This window comes from Streptomyces sp. B5E4, assembly GCF_039871555.1.
In the GTDB taxonomy this organism is placed as follows: Bacteria; Actinomycetota; Actinomycetes; order Streptomycetales; family Streptomycetaceae; genus Streptomyces.
This window is the reverse complement of sequence record NZ_JBDPMI010000020.1, coordinates 16143-34326: the sequence shown is the minus strand read 5'-3', so window position 1 is coordinate 34326 and position 18184 is coordinate 16143. Positions and strand designations below refer to the sequence as shown.

Annotated in this window: 18 protein-coding genes and 1 tRNA gene; 14 read left to right on the top strand and 5 right to left on the bottom strand. The window is 71.4% G+C overall.

The features are described 5' to 3' along the window. Positions 1-31 precede the first annotated feature (31 nt). Positions 32-967: an RNA polymerase sigma factor SigJ gene (sigJ, locus tag ABGA99_RS23645; protein ID WP_347574983.1), complete on the bottom strand. Its 936-nt coding sequence runs from the start codon at positions 965-967 to the stop codon at positions 32-34. A 155-nt stretch (positions 968-1122) separates the two neighbouring features. Between sigJ and ABGA99_RS23640 the strand changes: the two genes are divergently transcribed. After that, positions 1123-3297: an MMPL family transporter gene (locus tag ABGA99_RS23640; protein WP_347574984.1), complete on the top strand. Its 2175-nt coding sequence runs from the start codon at positions 1123-1125 to the stop codon at positions 3295-3297. A 162-nt stretch (positions 3298-3459) separates the two neighbouring features. Here ABGA99_RS23640 and ABGA99_RS23635 read toward each other — a convergent pair whose 3' ends face one another. Further along, positions 3460-4239 carry an FCD domain-containing protein gene (locus ABGA99_RS23635; RefSeq protein ID WP_347574985.1) on the bottom strand — a complete coding sequence of 260 codons (780 nt, stop codon included), beginning with the start codon at positions 4237-4239 and terminating at the stop codon, positions 3460-3462. A gap of 94 nt (positions 4240-4333) precedes the next feature. On the opposite strand from ABGA99_RS23635, the gene ABGA99_RS23630 reads away from it, so the two are divergent. The 9 genes from ABGA99_RS23630 to ABGA99_RS23590 all read left to right on the top strand — a co-directional run bounded on the left by ABGA99_RS23630 (position 4334) and on the right by ABGA99_RS23590 (position 11366). Next, positions 4334-4894 (top strand): gluconokinase, encoded by a 561-nt coding sequence (locus ABGA99_RS23630; RefSeq protein ID WP_347574986.1) that lies wholly within the window; start codon positions 4334-4336, stop codon positions 4892-4894. Positions 4895-5010: 116 nt separating this feature from the next. Beyond that, positions 5011-6417: a GntP family permease gene (locus ABGA99_RS23625; RefSeq protein ID WP_347574987.1), complete on the top strand. Its 1407-nt coding sequence runs from the start codon at positions 5011-5013 to the stop codon at positions 6415-6417. Positions 6418-6574: 157 nt separating this feature from the next. After that, a tRNA-Glu gene (locus ABGA99_RS23620) sits at positions 6575-6647 on the top strand. A 278-nt stretch (positions 6648-6925) separates the two neighbouring features. Then, positions 6926-7720 carry an SAM-dependent methyltransferase gene (locus ABGA99_RS23615; protein WP_347583390.1) on the top strand — a complete coding sequence of 265 codons (795 nt, stop codon included), beginning with the start codon at positions 6926-6928 and terminating at the stop codon, positions 7718-7720. A gap of 45 nt (positions 7721-7765) precedes the next feature. Then, positions 7766-8443, top strand: a complete 678-nt coding sequence (locus tag ABGA99_RS23610) for a class I SAM-dependent methyltransferase (protein WP_347574989.1) — start codon at positions 7766-7768, stop codon at positions 8441-8443. A 99-nt stretch (positions 8444-8542) separates the two neighbouring features. Next, positions 8543-9061, top strand: coding sequence for a DinB family protein (locus tag ABGA99_RS23605; RefSeq protein WP_347574990.1), 519 nt, complete (start codon positions 8543-8545; stop codon positions 9059-9061). A 118-nt stretch (positions 9062-9179) separates the two neighbouring features. After that, positions 9180-9905, top strand: a complete 726-nt coding sequence (locus ABGA99_RS23600) for a hypothetical protein (protein ID WP_347583389.1) — start codon at positions 9180-9182, stop codon at positions 9903-9905. Positions 9906-9932: 27 nt separating this feature from the next. Next, positions 9933-10658 (top strand): hypothetical protein, encoded by a 726-nt coding sequence (locus tag ABGA99_RS23595; protein ID WP_347583388.1) that lies wholly within the window; start codon positions 9933-9935, stop codon positions 10656-10658. Between the two features lie 126 nt (positions 10659-10784). Next, positions 10785-11366: a hypothetical protein gene (locus tag ABGA99_RS23590; RefSeq protein ID WP_347583387.1), complete on the top strand. Its 582-nt coding sequence runs from the start codon at positions 10785-10787 to the stop codon at positions 11364-11366. Between the two features lie 83 nt (positions 11367-11449). Here the strand turns inward: ABGA99_RS23590 and ABGA99_RS23585 are convergent, their stop codons facing one another. Beyond that, on the bottom strand, positions 11450-13459 hold the full coding sequence (locus tag ABGA99_RS23585; RefSeq protein ID WP_347574994.1) for a 4-hydroxy-3-methylbut-2-enyl diphosphate reductase: 2010 nt from the start codon (positions 13457-13459) through the stop codon (positions 11450-11452). Between the two features lie 399 nt (positions 13460-13858). Here ABGA99_RS23585 and ABGA99_RS23580 point away from each other — a divergent pair, with 399 nt between their 5' ends. Beyond that, the gene (locus ABGA99_RS23580) at positions 13859-14773 is read left to right on the top strand and encodes an aromatic prenyltransferase (RefSeq protein ID WP_347574995.1); all 915 of its coding nucleotides are present in this window, start codon (positions 13859-13861) and stop codon (positions 14771-14773) included. Positions 14774-14888: 115 nt separating this feature from the next. Further along, the gene (locus ABGA99_RS23575) at positions 14889-15275 is read left to right on the top strand and encodes a peptidase inhibitor family I36 protein (RefSeq protein WP_347574996.1); all 387 of its coding nucleotides are present in this window, start codon (positions 14889-14891) and stop codon (positions 15273-15275) included. A gap of 64 nt (positions 15276-15339) precedes the next feature. Here ABGA99_RS23575 and ABGA99_RS23570 read toward each other — a convergent pair whose 3' ends face one another. Next, positions 15340-16374, bottom strand: coding sequence for a LacI family DNA-binding transcriptional regulator (locus ABGA99_RS23570; RefSeq protein ID WP_347574997.1), 1035 nt, complete (start codon positions 16372-16374; stop codon positions 15340-15342). 128 nt (positions 16375-16502) lie between these two features. Between ABGA99_RS23570 and ABGA99_RS23565 the strand changes: the two genes are divergently transcribed. Then, the gene (locus tag ABGA99_RS23565; protein ID WP_347583386.1) at positions 16503-16916 is read left to right on the top strand and encodes a class I SAM-dependent methyltransferase; all 414 of its coding nucleotides are present in this window, start codon (positions 16503-16505) and stop codon (positions 16914-16916) included. 7 nt (positions 16917-16923) lie between these two features. Beyond that, positions 16924-17757 (top strand): endo alpha-1,4 polygalactosaminidase, encoded by an 834-nt coding sequence (locus ABGA99_RS23560; RefSeq protein ID WP_347583385.1) that lies wholly within the window; start codon positions 16924-16926, stop codon positions 17755-17757. On the opposite strand, the gene ABGA99_RS23555 is transcribed toward ABGA99_RS23560, so the two are convergent. Next, a complete protein-coding gene (locus ABGA99_RS23555) occupies positions 17736-18035 on the bottom strand; it encodes a hypothetical protein (RefSeq protein WP_347575000.1) in 300 nt (99 codons plus the stop codon). The genes ABGA99_RS23560 and ABGA99_RS23555 overlap by 22 nt on opposite strands. Positions 18036-18184: the final 149 nt, after the last annotated feature.

Below are 18184 nucleotides of genomic sequence, written 5' to 3'. Positions count from 1 at the left end.
GCCCGGGGGCCGCCGCGGCGGTGGCCCCCGCTCAGGTCAGGTCCGGGACCTTCGCCAGCTTGTCGGGGTTGCGCACGATGTCGATCGCCGTGATCCGCCCCGCGTCGACCGTGAACGACAGCACCGACAGGTGCCCGTCCCCGTCCCGGATCGCCAGCCCCGCCGTGCCGTTGACCTCGACGGGGCGGATGTCCAGCGGCCCCACGGTGCCCCCGTACGCGACGATCAGCTGGGCGACCCGGCTCGACTCGCGCTCCGTGTGCTGCAGCGTGACGGCCTTGCCGCCGCCGTCGCCGCGCATCACCACGTCCGGGTCGAGCAGCGCGATCAGTCCCGGCAGGTCGCCGTCCTGGCACGCCGCGGTGAACGCCTCCACCAGCTCCCGCTGCTCCGCGACCGTCGCCGGCGTCCGCGGCCTGCCGTCCTCCACCTGCCGCCGCGCCCGCGATGCAAGCTGCCGTACGGCCGCCGGGGAGCGGCCGACGACCTCGGCGATCTCGGGGAACGGCACGCCGAAGACGTCGTGCAGCACGAAGGCGGTGCGCTCGGCGGGCGACAGCCGCTCCAGCACCACCAGCAGCGCCATGCTCACCGACTCGTCCAGCGTCACCCGGTCGGCCGGGTCGTCCGAGCGGTCCGCGACCAGCGGCTCCGGCAGCCACGTGCCCACGTACTGCTCGCGCCGCGCCCGCGCGCTGCTCAGGGCGTCCAGCGCCAGCCGGCTGACCGTCGTCGTCAGCCAGGCGCCGAGGTCGCGTACCGAGCCGGGGTCGTCGAGGCGCCGCAGGCGCAGCCACGCCTCCTGCACGCAGTCCTCGGCCTCCACCAGGGAGCCGGTCATCGTGTACGCCACGCGCAGCAGCCGCGGTCTGCTGGCCTCGAAGGAGCGTGCGAGCTGGTCCTCCGCGCTGCGCTGGGCGGCTCGTCCGGTGTCCGGTGCGGCGTCCCGCGCGTCCCGATTCGTCATTCCCCTGTCCCGTTCAGCCGAAGGGTCGGTCACACAATGACACGGCCCGGTTCCAACGAGTGTCCATGTCACACCTCGAAGGGCTACGTCGTCAACAGGCTACGGAAGCCCGGGGCTGCCCCGGGGACGTTTGACGACCCTCCGGGGAAGAGACCATGACGATTACCGATAATCGAGAAGAAACCGCGGAACCGCCCCTGCAAAAGGGGGTGTTCGTCCGGGTCGGGGGTTTCGCCTACCGACGTAAATGGCTGGCCGTGATCCTGTGGGTGGCGGTCCTGTTCGGCGTGTACGGCATTGCCACCGCCGTGGGCGACACCTACAAGGACGACACCTCGCTCCCCGGCACCGAGGCGCAGGCCGCCTCCGACCTGCTGAAAGATCACGGTGCGGAGCGCGCCGGGGACACCATCGAGATCGTCCTGCACGACAAGGGCGGGCTCGCCCAGGTGCAGCAGCGCGTCGACCCGATGCTCGCGGAGGTCGCGGAGCTGCCCAACGTCGGCGGCGTCCAGAGCGTCTACGAGACCCCGAACGCCATCTCCGAGGACGGCACGATCGGCTACGCCACCGTGCAGCTCGAGGTGCCGTCGGTGGACATGCCGGTGGAGGACACCGAGCGCATCCTCGACGCCGCGCAGGAGATCGAGGGCGAGGGACTGCAAGTCGAGCTGGGCGGTGAAGCCGTCCGGCTGCTGGCGGGGGGCGAGACCGGCGTCGGTGAGATGGTGGGCATCGTTGCCGCGCTGATCATCCTGGTGGTGATGTTCGGCACCTTCATCGCGGCCGGCCTGCCCATCCTGATCGCCCTCTTCGCGGTCGGCTCGACGGTCGGCGTCATCATCCTGGCGTCGCACCTCTTCACCATCGCGTCCTGGACGCCACCGGTCATGTTCCTCGTCGGCCTCGGCGTCGGCATCGACTACGCGCTGCTGATCTTCGCGCGCTACCGAACCGAGCTCGTGAAGGGCGTGGAGCCGGAACGGGCCACCATCACGGCCATGGACTCCGCCGGCCGGTCGGTGTTCTTCGCCGGCTGCACCGTCCTCCTGGCGCTGCTCGGCCTCACCGCCCTCGGGCTCGGCTCGATCCAGGGCATGGCGCTGTCCGTGGCGCTGACCGTGCTGATGACGATGATCGCCTCGCTGACGCTGCTGCCCGCGCTGCTCAGCATCTTCGGCAAGCGCTTCGCCCGCCAGTTCCTCGCGCGGGCGGAGAAGCGCAAGGCCAAGGGCAAGGCCGAGGACGGCGAGAAATGGCGGAAGCTCGCGACGGCGGTGCAGAAGCGCCCGCTCGCCGCCCTGCTGACGGCGGCGGTGATCCTCGGCGCCCTCGCCTTCCCGGCGCTGAACATCCGCCTCGGCTTCAACGACGCGGGCAACGACCCGAGCGACTCCACCAGCCGCCAGGCGTACGACCTGCTCTCCGACGGCTTCGGCCCCGGGTTCAACGGCCCGCTGCTGGTCGTGACCGACGGCGGCGACGGCAACGCCGAGGAGGCCGCCACCGCGGCGGCGCAGACGCTGGGCGAGACCGAGGGCGTCGCGGCCACCGCGCCCCCGATGCCCACGCCGGACGGCGAGGCCGCGACGGTCCTCGTCTACCCCGTCACCTCGCCGCAGGACGAGAAGACCACGGAGCTCGTCGGCACCCTGCGCGACGACGTGCTGCCGGGGCTGACGGCGGACAACGGCGCGGAGTATCTCGTCGGCGGGGCCACGGCCGCGTCCGAGGACTACGCCGGCAAGCTCGCCGACCGGATGCCCCTGTTCATGATCATCGTCGTGGGACTCGCGATCGTCCTGCTGATGGCGGTCTTCCGGTCGATTCTCATCCCGCTGAAGGCCGCGTTCCTGAACCTCCTCAGCATCGGCGCCGCGATGGGCGTGATGAAGCTGGTCTTCCAGGACGGGCGGTTCGGCTTCGAGGGCGGACCGATCGAGGCGTACGTGCCGGTGATGATCTTCGCGATCGTCTTCGGCCTCTCGATGGACTACGAGATCTTCCTGATCTCCCGGATGCACGAGGAATGGGTCAACTCCAAGGACGGTGATCCCTCGCGCGCCGTACGGGAGGGCCTGGCCCACACCGGCTCGGTGATCACGGCGGCGGGCTCGATCATGATCGTGATCTTCGCGGCCTTCGTCCTCAGCCCGACACGGATGCTGCAACAGTCGGGCCTGGCCTTCGCGGTGGCGATCTTCGTCGACGCGGTCATCATCCGATGCATGATCGTGCCCGCGGCGATGGAGCTGATGGGCAAGCGCGCCTGGTGGCTGCCGGCGCCGCTGGCGAAGATCCTGCCGAAGGTGGAGCTGGAGAAGCACTGACGGCTTCCGGCTCGGAGGAGCCGGACAGCCGAGGGGCCCCGCCGGTCGTCGAAGGACGGCCGGCGGGGCTCTTTGCTGTGGGGGACGGGGACGGGGACGGGGGCGTACGGAACGTACGCGGGCGTCAGCGGTGTGCGTCACGCGTACGCGGCCCGCGTCCCCTCACCCCTTGCGGGTACGCGGCTGCTCCCACAGCGGCAGCATCGCGTGCCGCACCTCCGCCAGCAGCTCCCGCATCCCGGTCTCCGCGTCCCGCGGCCGGCCGCCCGCGACCGCGTCGGCGACGGCCTCGTGCAGGTCGAGGGCCGCAGGCTCGGGGTGGTGGGGCATGAGGCCGAGTTGGGTGCGGCCCTGGAGCACGACGGCCACGACGTCGGCGAGCGCGCCGAACATCTCGTTGCCGCTGGCCTGGAGCAGCAGGGTGTGGAAGGCGATGTCCGCCTCCAGGAAGCGGTCGAGGTCGCCGGCCTCGCCGAGCGCGCGGAGGGTGGCGGCGATCTCGGTGGCCCGTTCGCGCTCGGCGGCGGAGGCGCTGCGGGCGGCGGCACCGGCGGCGAGCGGCTCGACGGCGATGCGGAGTTCGGTCAGCGAGCGGAGCTGGGCGTTGCGGCCGGGCCCGGAGAGGCGCCACCAGATGACGCGGGGGTCGTAGACGTTCCACGAGGCGCGGGGCTGGACGGTGATGCCGACGCGGCGGCGGGAGCGGACCAGGCCCATCGACTCCAGGATCCGCATGGTCTCGCGGGCGACGGTGCGGGAGACGCCGAAGCGCTCGCGGATCCGCTCCAGCGTGAGCACGTGGCCCTCGGGGAGGGTGCCGCCGGTGATCTCCTCGCCGATGGTGTCGAGGACGGAGCTGTGCAGGACGGCGGCGTCGGTGGCGGGGGGCGGCGGGGACGCCGTGTTCTCCCGCTTCTCCTGGCCGACGCGGCGTAGCTCCACCGCTGAAGAGTATCCCGGGCGGGGGCCTTCCCCGGTCTCGCGCATTGGTGCTACCTTTCCGACCGATTGGTAACACCATTCTAGGGAGGTCTTCATGTCCCCTCCTTCTACGCACCGGTTGATCACCCCGGGCACCCACACCGGGCTCGTGGTCATGGGCGTCTCGGGCGCCGGCAAGAGCACCGTCGCCCGGCTTCTCGCCGACCGGCTCGGCTGGGCGCTCGCCGAGGCCGACGACTTCCACCCCCCGGCGAACATCGAGAAGATGCGCGCCGGCACCCCCCTCACCGACGCCGACCGCCGGCCCTGGCTGCGGGCCATCGCCGCGTGGCTGGCCGCGTGGGCCGACGCCGGCGAGAACGCGATCGTCACCTGCTCCGCCCTCAAGCGCGCCTACCGCGACGTCCTGCGCGACGCCGGCCCCCGCGTCCGCTTCGTCCACCTGAACGGCGACCACGACACCGTCGCCCGCCGACTGGAGGCCAGGTCCGGCCACTTCATGCCGCCGGCGCTCCTCGACTCGCAACTGGCGGACCTGGAGCCGCTGGAGGCGGACGAGGACGGGCTGGCGGTGGACATCGGGGGGACGCCGGAGGAGGTGGCCGAGGAGGCGCTGCGCCGCCTGGGCCCGGGCCTGATCCCACCCGACCGGTAACCCCTCACTCCCCGCCCCGCAACGCACCGACCCACCCGACTCCGCCGACCCACCTGCCCCCCTCGTCCCCCACCGCAACCCCGTCCCCGTACCCGAGAAGCGATGGAGCTTTTCCGATGACGACGGTGCCTCTGGCCCAAGAGGTCGAAGACTGGACCCAGACGATGTCCGCGGGCCCGCTGCTCGCGATAGCCGGCGCGGCCGTGGCCGTGCTCCTGTTCATGGTGATCTACCTGCGCGTGCACGCCTTCCTCGCGCTGGTCACCATCAGCATCCTCACCGCCTTCGCCGCCGGTATCCCCGCCGCCCAGGTGATCCCGGTGGCGACCGACGGCTTCGGCACGACGCTCGGCAGCGTCGCGCTGCTCGTCGGCCTCGGCGCGATGCTGGGGCGGCTGGTGGAGGTCAGCGGCGGCGCGCAGAGCCTCGCGGACTCCATGATCCGGAAGTTCGGTGAGGACCGCGCTCCGTTCGCGCTCGGCGTCGCGTCGCTGATCTTCGGCTTCCCCATCTTCTTCGACGCCGGCCTCGTCGTGATGCTGCCCATCGTCTTCACCGTCGCCCGCCGCCTCGGCGGCGGCGTCCTGCGCTACGGGCTCCCCGCCGCCGGCGCGTTCTCCGTCATGCACGTCTTCGTGCCGCCGCATCCCGGCCCCGTCGCCGCCACCGAACTGCTGGGCGCGGACGTGGGTCTCGTCGTGGCGATCGGCGTGGTCATGGCCATTCCGATCTGGTACGTCACCAGCTACCTCTACGGCCTGTGGATCGGCGAGAAGATCGTCCTCCAGGTCCCGGACATCCTCACCGGCGGCCCGCAGGAGGAGAAGGACACCGACCCGCCGAGCGCGGCCACCGTCATCGCGCTGCTCGTGCTCCCGCTGGTGATGATCTTCGCCAACACCGGCCTGGACACCGCCCGTGCGGCGGGCTGGGTGGAGGACACCGAGTCCTGGTACAACGTCGCCCGCGCCCTCGGCTCGACGCCGGTGGCGCTGCTGCTGACGGTCTTCGTCGCGTCGTACGTCCTGGGCACCCGGCGCGGCAAGGGCCTGGAGATGATCGAGAAGCTCGTCGACTCCGCGCTCGGCCCGGTCTGCGCGATCATCCTCATCACCGGCGCCGGCGGCATGTTCGGCGGCGTCCTGCGCGCCAGCGGCATCGGCGACGCCCTCGCCGACGCGATGAGCGACCTGGGCCTGCCGGTCATCGTCGTCGCGTACGTCGTCGCCACCGCACTGCGTATCGCCCAGGGCTCCGCCACCGTCGCCCTGACGACGGCCGCGGGGCTGATCCAGCCGGTCGTCCTGGCCGCGGACTACAACGCGGTGCAGCTCGCGGCGATCGTGCTGGCCACGGCGGCGGGGTCGGTCACGGCCAGCCATGTGAACGACTCGGGGTTCTGGCTGGTGGGCCGGTTCTTCAACATGGACGTGAAGACGACGCTGAAGACCTGGACGGTGATGGAGACGACGATCGGCCTCTCGGCCTTCGGCCTCTCCTCACTCCTCTTCGTCATCGCCTGACCCCCGGGGGCCCGGGGATCCCCGTGGCCCCCGTCCCCCCGGCCCGCCGGGTGCGCGCGAGGGCATCGGCAGGAATCGTTTTGGCGATCTCCCCCGCCATCCCATATCCTGCTGGAGCCCCCGAGCGCAGCTCAGCCAGTGCCCCGGCGGGCCGTCGGCCCTCATCGTCTAGTGGCCCAGGACGCCGCCCTTTCAAGGCGGTAGCACGGGTTCGAATCCCGTTGGGGGCACCCTTCTTTCCAAGGGCTCTGACCTGCGTCAACGCGCGGCCAGAGCCCTTTTTCCTGCGCCCGTGCGACGATCAGCGCGGCGTGAGGTCCCTGCGGATGTCCTCGGCGGCCCACGGCACGAAGCGTTCGACGGGCGTGAGGCCGGGAATCCGGTCGATGCCGTGGTGCGGCATGGCACTCCCCCTCGTCGGTCCGCACATGGTTCCGCGTACCCGGGCACGGGGCAGGAGGTTCTCTCGGGGCCGTACTAATGTGGCGGTCGTCGAGAGGAGCGCAGTGTGGCAACGGAGGGCTTCCGTTTCGAGGAGATCGACGTCAGCAGGCCGCATCCCGCGCGGATCTATGACTACCTGCTGGGCGGCAAGGACAACTACGAGGTGGACCGCCAGGCCGGCGAACAACTCGTCGCCGCCGCCCCCGAGGCGCGGATCGGCCTGCGTGCCAACCGCGCCTTCCTCCAGCGTGCCGTCCGCCACGTCGTCGCCGACGGCGTCCGCCAGATCCTCGACATCGGTACGGGCCTGCCCACCGCCCCGAACGTGCACGAGACGGCCCAGGAGACCGCGCCGGAGACGCGCGTGGTCTACGTCGACAACGACCCCATCGTCCGCGCCCACGCCGACGCGCTGCTCAGCGAGGCCGGCGCGACGAGCATCGTGCAGGGCGACGTCCGCGACCCCCGGTCCCTCCTGGACCACCCCGACGTCCGCCGGATCCTCGACTTCGACGAGCCGGTCGCGGTGTTCCTGGTGGCCGTGCTCCACTTCCTCACCGAGGCGGACCGGCCCCGGGAGGTCGTCGCCACCCTGCGCGACGCGCTGCCGTCCGGCAGCTTCCTGGTGCTCTCGCACGCCACCGGCGACTTCGCCGACCGCACCGACGCCCAAGCCGTCTACAACAAGGCCACCGCGGGGCTGAACCTGCGCCCGTACGCGGAGATCGAGCCGTTCTTCGACGGCTTCGGCCTGGTCGAACCCGGCCTGGTGCAGGTCCCGTTCTGGCGCCCGGACACGCCGCCGCCCGCGCGGTACCGGGAGGTCGGCATCTACGCGGGCGTGGGCCGCAAGGACTGACGGGCGTCCCGCGCCGCTGTCAGACCGCTGCCCTACCTTGGCGGGATGCACGCAGACACACACCGCATCGACCGCCCGGCGGACCTCGACGTCGTCCGCACGTCCTATGACCAGGTGGCCGACGGCTACGTCCACTTGCTGCAGACGACCGGAATGGGCGACATCCGCCGGTACCCCTGGCTCAAGGCGCCGGTCGACGCCTTCGCCGACACCGTGGGCGACTTCGGCCCCGTGCTCGACGTCGGCTGCGGACCGGGCCAGGTGACCGCGTATCTCGCCGAACGCGGCCTGGACGTCTCCGGTGTGGACCTCTCGCCCGGCATGATCGAGAACGCCCGCCGGCTGCACCCGCAGTGCCGTTTCAGCGTCTCCTCCGCGACCGATCTCGAACTCGCCGACGGGTCGCTGGGCGGCGTGCTCGGGTGGTGGTCGCTGTTCAACCTGCCGCGGGAGGTCCTGCCGCAGGTGCTGGGGCTGTTCGCGCGTGCGCTGAAGCCGGGCGGGCACTTCCTCACCGCGACGCACGTGGGGGAGGGGGACTTCGTCCGGACGGAGGCGTACGGCAGACAGGGCGTCCGCTGGACGACGCACAAGTGGCGGCCGGAGGAGTTCGTGGCCGTGATCGAACGGGCGGGGCTGCGGCCGGTCGCCGAACTGCGGCTGCCGGGTGACGAGCAGACCGGGCCCGGGGTGGTGGTCATGGCGAAGAAGCCGGAGGCGTAGGGCGGGAGGGCGCGGGCGCCGGTCCGGCCGGTCCGGGCCCGCCCGCGCCCGTCGAAAACCGGCGACCCCCCGCGACCGCGCGCGATAGCGTACGCGACCATGTCGCATATCTTCCCACGCCCTCCTCTTCTCGCCGACGAGCGCACCTCTCTCACCGGCTGGCTCGAACTCCAGCGCAAGATCCTGCGGTGGAAGTGCGACGGTCTGAGCGAGGCGGACGCGCACCGCTCCGTCATCCCGACCTCGCCGCTCATGACGATGGCCGGGCTCATCGCCCATATGCGCTGGACCGAGCACACCTGGCTCGACGTCCTGTTCCTGGGCGGGGACAGCTCGCAGAACCCGGCTTTCGACGAATCCCTGGAGGAGGACGCCGACTGGTTCACCGACGGCGTCACCCTCGCCCAGGTCATCGCGGACTACGAGGCCCAGTGCGTCCGCAGCGACGAGATCATCGCCGCGGCCTCCCTGGAGGACGTCGCCCGCCACCCCGACTTCCCCCGGAACCATGCCAACCTCCGCTGGATCCTCATCCACCTCATCGAGGAGACCGGGCGGCATGCGGGGCACGCGGACATCGTCCGGGAACTCATCGACGGAACCAAGGGCTACTACTGAGCGGTGCGCGGGCACGTCACCGGGATGACGAACCCGGGCAAGCCGCACTCGTGGAACCGTGTCCCGCCGACCGGTGATCAAAATGTGCCCACCGCTTCCGTCTGAAGGGCGCCCCCACGTGACCACGATCTTCACCGTGTCCGTCGACTCCGTCGAAGACCGCACCCTCCGCGGGAGGGTGCACATCGTCAATCCCGACGTCCCCCATGTCCCGGACGAGAGTGTCTTTCCGCTGTCCCTCCTGGCCGACGCCTGGTGGAGGCTGGACCAGGGGTATCTGCGCAACGAGGACGACGAGGACGGGGAGCGGTACCCCTTCACCGGGGAGCAGGGCAAGGACATCACCGCGGGCATGCGGCTGAAGGACGAGTTCCCGACTCTCTTCGACCTCATCCTCGGCAAGGAGATACGGGTGACCAAGGACGGTTACCTGCTCGCGGACGACGGCAAGACCGTCCTCGAACCCAGGCGCAAAGCGGAAGAGGTGTACAAGCTGAGCGGGGGCAGCCGCCCCGGATATTCGGTGTTCACCTCCGGCGACGCCGAGGAGTTCTCGCGGCGCGCCGCCGCCATCGTGACCTCCTACGACATCAGCCCGTACCGGAACGTCCCGCTGCTGAGCGAGGTGGCTGCGGCGCAGGACCCGGACGAGCCCTGGGACCCCGGGAAGCCGGACGGCCCCGCCGATCTGGACGACTACGACGTGTGGGATCTGTTCGGGGACCACACCCTCGCCGAACTTCCGTACGCGGAGATCGTGGTGACTGTCGGCGACGCGGGCTATCTGGAGCACATGGCGGCCGGCATGCGCTGGGAGACGACCATGACCGGGCATGTCTGCTGACCGGGGCGGCAGCCGGGAGGGGGCGGCGTGGCGGCGTCACGGGCTCCTCTGACCCGGGACGGTCTGCGGGTGCGGATCGTCGTGCAGAAGGTACGGGTGGCGGGTACGGAGTACCGCGTGATCCGGCCGGCCGGAGCGCTGAAGAACGGGGCGCTGTACAAGACCCACAGCCATGACGAGATGTACGTGGACCGCACGTACGGCAGACGCATCGGCACCCTGTGGCTGCTTGCGGCGCGGTCGCCGCGATCGCTGGTCTATCTGCCGATGCGTACCACCCGGGTCGTACCCGGTATCGGCGAGGACGGTGAGCGGCCCCTCGACCTGGTGCTGGTACCCCGCACGGCGCAGCTTCGCCCGTCGCGCTGGAAGCGCATACGGGCGCAACTCCGCACGGGCCGTGCCGCCCGGGAGTTGCACACCGCCGGCGTGCCGGCGCGGGACCTTCCCGACCTCGATGCCGACTACGGCATTCCGGACGACCCGAAGGCGGCGGGCACGTTCCTCCTCCGCAAGGAGATCCACGCCGAGACGCTGTTGCTGACCGGCGGGGCCGCGGCCTTCCGGGAGGGGGCCAAGGAGATATTCGCCGTCACGAAGTACGGGCCGCCCGCGGCCGCCACCGGGCTCTACATTTCCGGTGCCTGCAACTACCACGTCTGCCGGCCCGTCTACGACTGGGGCCTGGACCCGCAGAACATGCGGCAGTGGGAGCAACTTCACGTGGAGTTCTGCCCGCAATGGGCACGATGACGGCCGTCGGGCTGCGGTTGTCCGCCGTCGTTCGCGACCGGTGCAGGAGGACGTCACCGGTCCGTCGACCTACGTCTTCCGGCGTATCTGAGCCGATGTCAGTCCCCGTCGCTAGGCTCCTGCCGCATGACCATGATCTTCGACGTCTTCACCGAGGCGACCAGGGGGACGACCCTCTCCGGCACCGTGCAGTACCGCGACCCCGACAACTACGGCTTCGACCAGGGGCCCGCGTTCGGACTGCAGCTCATCATGGACGCCTGGAGCGAGCGCGGCGACTTCGGTGCCGGGTCCGTGTCGGCCGAGACGGAAGCCGAGTTCGAAGAGCTCTACGAGCTGTACTTCGGCCCGAAGGCGCGGGTGGACAAGGACGGCTATCTGCTCGCGGACGGCTCCACCCAGGTGCGGATACCGCGCGTGAAGGCGGAGGAGTTCTACAAGGGGCGTATCGACCCCTACGGCGGGCGGGGCTTCTCGGACGGCGTCCACTACATCGATCTCACTCCGGAGCCGGGCGCGTTCGCCCGCCGTACCGAAGAGATCATCGTCTCCTGGACGATCGAGGAGGACGAGGACGATCCTGCCGATGCCGACGAACCCGAGGGGACGTCCGCCTTCTTCACCCTCGAAGTGAGCGATCCCCGCTATCTGGAGCACTTCAAGAAGAACGCGTTCTTCCAGACCGCCTTCACGGGCCACCTCCCGTAAGCGGGGCCCCGCCCCGCACGCCTCCGCGCCCTCGTCCCCGTACGACCCGGGGGCGAGGGCGCGGCGTCCGTGGCGGACGGCGGTCAGCGGTCGCGGTAGGCGACCTGCACGGCCATCTCCTTCAGCCGCTCCTGCCACCCGGGTGCCAGCGGGGCGTTCTCCAGGGCCTTGTGGGCCGTTGCCACCAGGTCGTCGATGCGCTGTTCCACTTCCTCCCGCATCCCCGACGCCAGCAGCGCCTCGTGCAGGCGGTCCGCGTCCCAGTTCTGGCCGTCGGCGACCAGGCGCGCCACCTCGGCGTCCTTCGTCGCCGCCAGGGCGAGCAGCAGGTTCATCTTGTGCTGGCGGATGTCGAGGCCCGCGGGCTTGCCCGTGACCTCCGGGTCGCCGAAGGCGTCGAGGAGGTCGTCGCGGAGCTGGAACGCCTCGCCCGCCGCCACGCCGTACGCCTCGAAGGCGTCGTCCAGGTCGTCGCGCCCCGCGATGATCGCGCCCAGGGCCAGGGGGCGGTGGATCGTGTACTGGCCCGACTTGCAGACGGCGACGTAGCGCGCCAGGGCCGGGTCCGGGGCGAGTTCGGCGGCCAGTGACATGTCGAGCTGCTGGCCGAAGATCATCTCGGTGCCGAGGTGGTTCCACACCCGCCGCGCCGGCCCCGCCAGGGCCTCCGCGACCTCGTGGGCGTAGCCGTAGGCCAGATCGCCGGCGATGATCGCCGCGCCGTCGCCGTAGCGGCGGGGTTCGCCCGCCCAGCCGTGGTCGGCGTGGATGGCGGCGTGCTTCATATGGACGGTCGGCCGGCCGCGGCGGGTCGGGGCGTTGTCCATCACGTCGTCGTGGATCAGGGCGAAGGCGTGCAGCAGTTCCAGCGCGGCGCCCGCCGAGACGACCGCGTCCTCCGTCTGCGAGCCGTCGAGTGCGCCGCCGGCGGCGAGGTAGCCGCTGATGCAGAACGTCGGGCGCAGCCGCTTGCCACCCGCCGCGACCAGGTGCGCGATCGCGTCGATCGGCCGCGTCATCCGGGCGTCGACGTCGCCCCAGGTCTTGCGCTCCGAGGCCAGCAGGTCCCCGATCCGGGCCGTGACCCGGGTGAGGAGTCCCTCCGTGGCCACGCCCAGGTCCGCGGCGACCGCCGCCGGGTCCTTCTCGCCCTTCGGGCGCCCCAGGCCCGCGGGCGGGCGGAACACCACGTTCTCCTGCGCGGTCACGACCGCATCGACCTGCCCGTACCCCAGTTCCGCCAGCCGTGCCACCACCTGCTCCACCAGCACCTCCGGCGCGCTGGCGCCCGAGCTGACGCCGACCGTCTCCGCGCCCTCCAGCCAGGCCGGATCGAGCGAGTCGACGGACGGAAGCAGCCTCGCGGGGGTGCCCGCGGTCTCGGCGACCTCGACCATCCGTACGCTGTTGCTGGAGTTCTCCGAGCCGATGACCAGCACGAAGTCGCTCTCCGCCGCGATGGCCTTGACGGCGTTCTGCCGGTTCTGACTCGCGTAGCAGATGTCCTCGCTGCCCGCGCCCACGATCCCCGGGAAGCGCTCCCGCAGGATGGCGACGATCTCCGACGTGTCGTCCACCGACAGCGTCGTCTGGGTGAGGAACGCCGACCGGGTGCCCTCCGGCAGCTCGATCCGCCGCGCCTGATCCGCGTCCTCCACGATCAGCGTACGGTCCGGCGCCTCGCCGTACGTACCCTCGATCTCCTCGTGGTCCGCGTGCCCGATCAGCAGCAGCGTCCGCTCGTCCCGCGCGAACCGCCGCGCCTCCTGGTGCACCTTCGACACCAGCGGGCAGGTCGCGTCGATCACGTTCAACTGCCGGTCCGCCGCGTTGCTGCGTACCTGCGGGGAGACACCGTGCGCGGAGAAGATGCACACCGCGCCCTCCGGCACCTCCGTCTCGGAGTCGACGAAGACCGCGCCGCGCTCCTCAAGTTCACGTACCACATGCTCGTTGTGCACGATCTGTTTGCGCACGTACACAGGTGCGCCGTGAATCTCCAGCGCACGCTCCACAATCTCGATCGCCCTGTCGACACCGGCGCAGAAGCCTCGGGGCTCGGCCAGGAGGACCCTGCCTCGGAGAGTTGGCATGTTCGCCTCTCAGTATTCTTCGTACATCTTCGAGGTCGACGCGGATCGGTCCCGTCCGTCGCCGGGAAATTCCCCCGTTCCGGCCATGGTGCGGTCAGCATCGAGCAGACGCCTTGTGCGGCACTGGGGATTGAATTGGCGCCGACTTGGGCTTCTCCGAACGTGGTGCCACCGGTACGGAGCGTCAGCAACCGGCCGGTGGGGCGGACGCCAAGCGGACGCCAAGCGGATTCACGTTCGATGCCCGTAGGCTCGGCGAAACTCGGGGGAGTGGAGCAGCAGGGCGGCGGCCACGGTCTGGGGACACCCCCCGGTGACTGCTGACGTGCCGACCCGGCTCCACCCAGTCCGACCTGGCCCCCCACATTGTCACTCGTGATCGACAAGCGGAGGATTCCCATGTCCGGGGCTAACGACGTCGAACGTGTCTATTCCGCCATGGAGGAAGCGGCCGGGCTCCTTGGTGTGCCCGTCGCACGGGAAAAGATCCGGCCGGTCCTGACCGCGTATCAGGACGCACTCGCGGACGCCGTCGTCGTCTTCTCGATGGCGGGCGGCCGCCGGGCGACGGAACTCGACTTCAGCATCTCCGTACCCACGGACCACGGTGACCCGTTCACCACGGCGCTGGAGCGCGGCCTCGCTGAGAAGACCGGCCACCCCGTCGACAATCTCCTCGCAGAACTGCGCGAGGGGTTCCCGCTCGGTATGTACGCCATCGACGGCATGGTCACCACCGGATTCAAGAAGACGTACGCCTCCTTCCCGACCAACGAGCCGCAGCCGCTGGCCGATCTGCTCGACGTGCCGTCGATGCCGGCGAGTGCGAAGGCGAACGCCAAGCTCTTCGCCCAATACGGTCTCGACAAGGTTCAGATGATTTCGGTGGACTACCCGAAGAAGCAGGTGAACCTGTACTTCAGCGAGTTGAACGCCGAATACCTGCAGCCGGCCGAGGTGAAGGCGCTGGCCGCCGAGATGGGCCTGGTCGAGCCGTCCGAGATGGGGCTGGAGTTCGCCAAGGGATCGTTTGCGGTGTACCCGACGCTGGGGTACGACTCCGACGTCAGCGACCGCCTCTGCTATGCCGTCATCAGCTCCGACCCGACCCTGGCCCCGACGAAGTCGGAGCCGGAGGTCACGCAGTTCTCGGCGTACGCGAACAACGCCCCGTACGCGTACGCCGGTGAGAACCGCACCCTCGTCTACGGGCTCACGCTGACGTCCAAGGAGGAGTACTACAAGCTCGGGTCGTACTACCAGATCACGGACTACCAGCGGAAGTTGGTCAAGGCCTTCGAGGCCCTGGACTGACACACTGAGAGAACCGAGCGGCGGCGCATGCCGCCGCTCCCGCTTGCTCCCCCGCCGCCCCGGGTCGCCCGTGGACGGCGGGGTGTTCGGGTTCTGCCCCCCACCGAGGAGAGAGATGACCAAGAAGCTCCACGCCGCCCTCGTCACCGCCGCCGCGGCCGCCGCCGCCCTGCTGGCCGCCCCGGGCGCGTCCGCCCAGGCGGTGGCCGACGGCTACGACCGCTGCCCGGCCGACCACTACTGTCTCTTCTCCGGCCTGGACGGCACCGGCGACATGGTCGCCCTCCAGGACGACACCCCGAACCTGGCCGCGGTCGGCATGGACGACCGCGCCAAGTCGGACTGGAACCGGACGGGTCACTGGATCAACCTGTGGTCCGACGCCGACTACACCGGTTGCATGGCGGTCACCAGCCCCGGCGGCAAGGGCAACTTCTTCTCCTCGTTCCAGGACTTCTTCAGCTCGGTCGAGATCGACGAGCCCAACGGCATGTCCTGCTGACGACGCCCGTACGCGCCCGCACGCCCCGCGCCGGGAACCGTCCCGGCGCGGTGACGCGGCCGGCTCACTCGGGCCCGTAGCGGATGACATGTGTGGGCAGGACGGTGCGCCGCGGCGGCCAGGAGGCGGCGGGCCCGCCGTTGATGCGGTCGACGAGGAGCCGCGCGGCCTGCCGGCCCATCTCGTCCGCGTCGTACGACACGATGGTCAGCGGCATCCCGAGGACGTCGGCGAGGTCGAAGTCGTCGAACCCGGCGAGCGCGACCGGCAGTTCGAGGGCGCGGACCGCGCGGATGGCGCCCTGGGTGAGGCGGTTGTTGGTGCAGAAGAGCGCCGTGGGCGCGGCGCCGGATCCCGGTGCGCCGCCCGGGGCCAGCAGCCCGCGTGCCGCCCTCTCCGCCGTCGCCACGTCCGTCAGCCCGCGCCGTACGAGCCCGTCGTCCGGATCGAGGCCGGCCGCCTCGTGGGCGGCGCGGTAGCCGCGGTAGCGCTCGGCGCCGGTGTGGATGGCCGGCGGGTTGCCGAGGAAGCCGATCCGGCGGTGGCCCGCGGCGAGGAGCCGGGCGGTGGCGTCCCGGGCGCCGCCGAAGTCGTCGACGAGGACGCAGTCCGCCTCCATGCCGGACGGCGGCCGGGAGGCCAGCACCACCGGCATGTCCCGCAGCGCCGCGGGCGTCAGATGGCTGTGGCTGCCGCCCGCCGGGACCACGATCATGCCTGCGACCTGCCGCGACGCCAGATCCTCCACCAGCCCGCGCTCGCGGTCCAGTTCCTCGCCGGTGTTGCTGAGCAGCATGCTCAGCCCGTGCTGCGAGGCGACTTCCTGGACGCCGAGCGCGAGCCGCGAGTAGAAGGGGTTGGCGAGGTTGGTGACGATCAGCCCGATCATGCCGCTGCCGCCCAGGCGCAGGCTGCGCGCGGTCGCGTTGAGCCGGTAGCCGAGGGCGTCGACGGCGGCCAGGACGCGGCTGCGGGTGTCCTCGCTGACCCGCGCGTCGCGCTTCAGCACGCGCGAGACCGTCATGGTGCTGACCCCGGCGCGGTGGGCGACGTCACGCATCGTCGGCGCCCCGGCGTCGCCCGGTCGCTGCTGGGACATGCCCGTTCCCTCCGCCCGCTCCACCCCGGTGTCCGCGGGCGTTCGGGGCCGCAGACGCGCCAATTCTAGGTTCGTCCCGGGTGTGCACGGACACCACGCGGTCTGCCGGGACACGCCGTCGGCCGATCGTGGACCCGCCGGCCGACGTGCAGCTCCAGCCGGGCACGGCCAACACCGCGGACCCCTCGGGGGCGCCGGTCAGCGAGGCCGTGGTGCGGACGAACCTGGAGCTGGCCGGTGTGCCGTCCGAACGGATCCGGCTGTACCGCGGGTTCTCCGGCGACCCGGACATCCGCCGCGCCGTGTCCGACCGCCCCTACGGGACGGTGATCGTGGACGGCGACCATTTTGCGGAGGGGGTGCGCGCGGACCTGGAGTGGGTCGAGGAGATCGTCGCGCCGGGCGGTCTGGTGGTCGTGGACGACTACGGGGACCGCACGTGGCCGGGGGTGAAGGAGGCGGCGGACGAGTACCTCGCCGGCGGCACCGCGTTCGAGCTGATGGGGGTCGCCTCGACGAGCGCCTTCCTGCGGAGGCGATAGTGAGGGGGTGAATCGCGCACGAGCACGCCGGGCCCTCGCGTTCCTCGCCGGCGCAGCCGCCGTGGCCGCGGTCCTGTTTCTCGCCCCGTGGCGGGACGGGGACGGGGGCGGGGACGGCGGCGCGGCGCGGGAGCCCGCGCTGCCCCCGCCGGGCGCCGGGCTCGACTACCAGATCGGCGGCGCGTACGACCCCCCTCCCGGTGTGGAGGTCGTCGTCCGCGACCGCGGCGACGCCCCCGCCCCCGGTGCGTACAACGTCTGCTACGTCAACGCCTTCCAGGCCCAGTCGGGCGCCGAGGACGAGTGGGACCCCGACCTGCTGCTGCGCGACGCGGCCGGCGAGGTCGTCTACGACGAGGACTGGGGCGAGGCCGTGCTCGACCTGCGCACCGCCGGCAAGCGCGAGCGCATCGCCGCGAAGGTCGGCCGCTGGATCGACGGCTGCGCCGCGCGGGGCTACCAGGCCGTCGAGCCCGACAACCTGGACACGTACACCCGCTTCCCGCGCCTGCTGACCGCCGATCACGCGCGCTCGTACGCCGCGCTCCTCGCCGACCGCGCGCACGGCCGCGGGCTGGCCGTCGCACAGAAGAACACCGCGGAGCTGGCCCCCGACCGGGCGCGTACCGGGCTGGACTTCGCGGTCGCGGAGGAGTGCGGCGAGTACGACGAGTGCGCCGTCTATGCCGCGGCGTTCGACGACCGGGTGCTGGTCGTGGAGTACACGCCCGGCGGCCTCGCGACGGCCTGCGGGCAGTGGGCCGACCGCCTGAGCATCGTCCGCCGCGACCGCGCGGTCTCCCCGGAGGGCGCCGCGGACTACGTCCGCGAGACCTGCTGAGCGACGACCGACTTCGGCTCCGCCGCGGCGTGTTCGGGCTCCTGCTCGGGCTCCGGCTCGCGCTCCGGGCGCGGCGTGGCGAGCAGCGACGTCAGGCACGCCGCGCCCAGCAGCACCGCCGCCCCCACCGTCAGTGCCGTCGTGTACCCGTGCACCGTGGCCGCCGTCGCCGTGGTGCCGGCCGCCGACGTGAGGTGTGCGGCGGCGGCGTTGACGATGAGCGTGAGCCCCGACTCCACGGGCGAGTAGCCGAGGACCGTCTGCGTGTAGTAGCTCATGAACGGCACCTTCGCGGCCGGGCCGGGCTTCATCCTCGACGGCCTGGAGGCGCGGCTCGCGCGGACGTCGGTGCGGCGCGGAGGGTAGCGCCGGGGGAAGCGCGTCCGCGGTGACCGGGCTCTGCTCTCGGCGTAGCGATGCTGTGCCG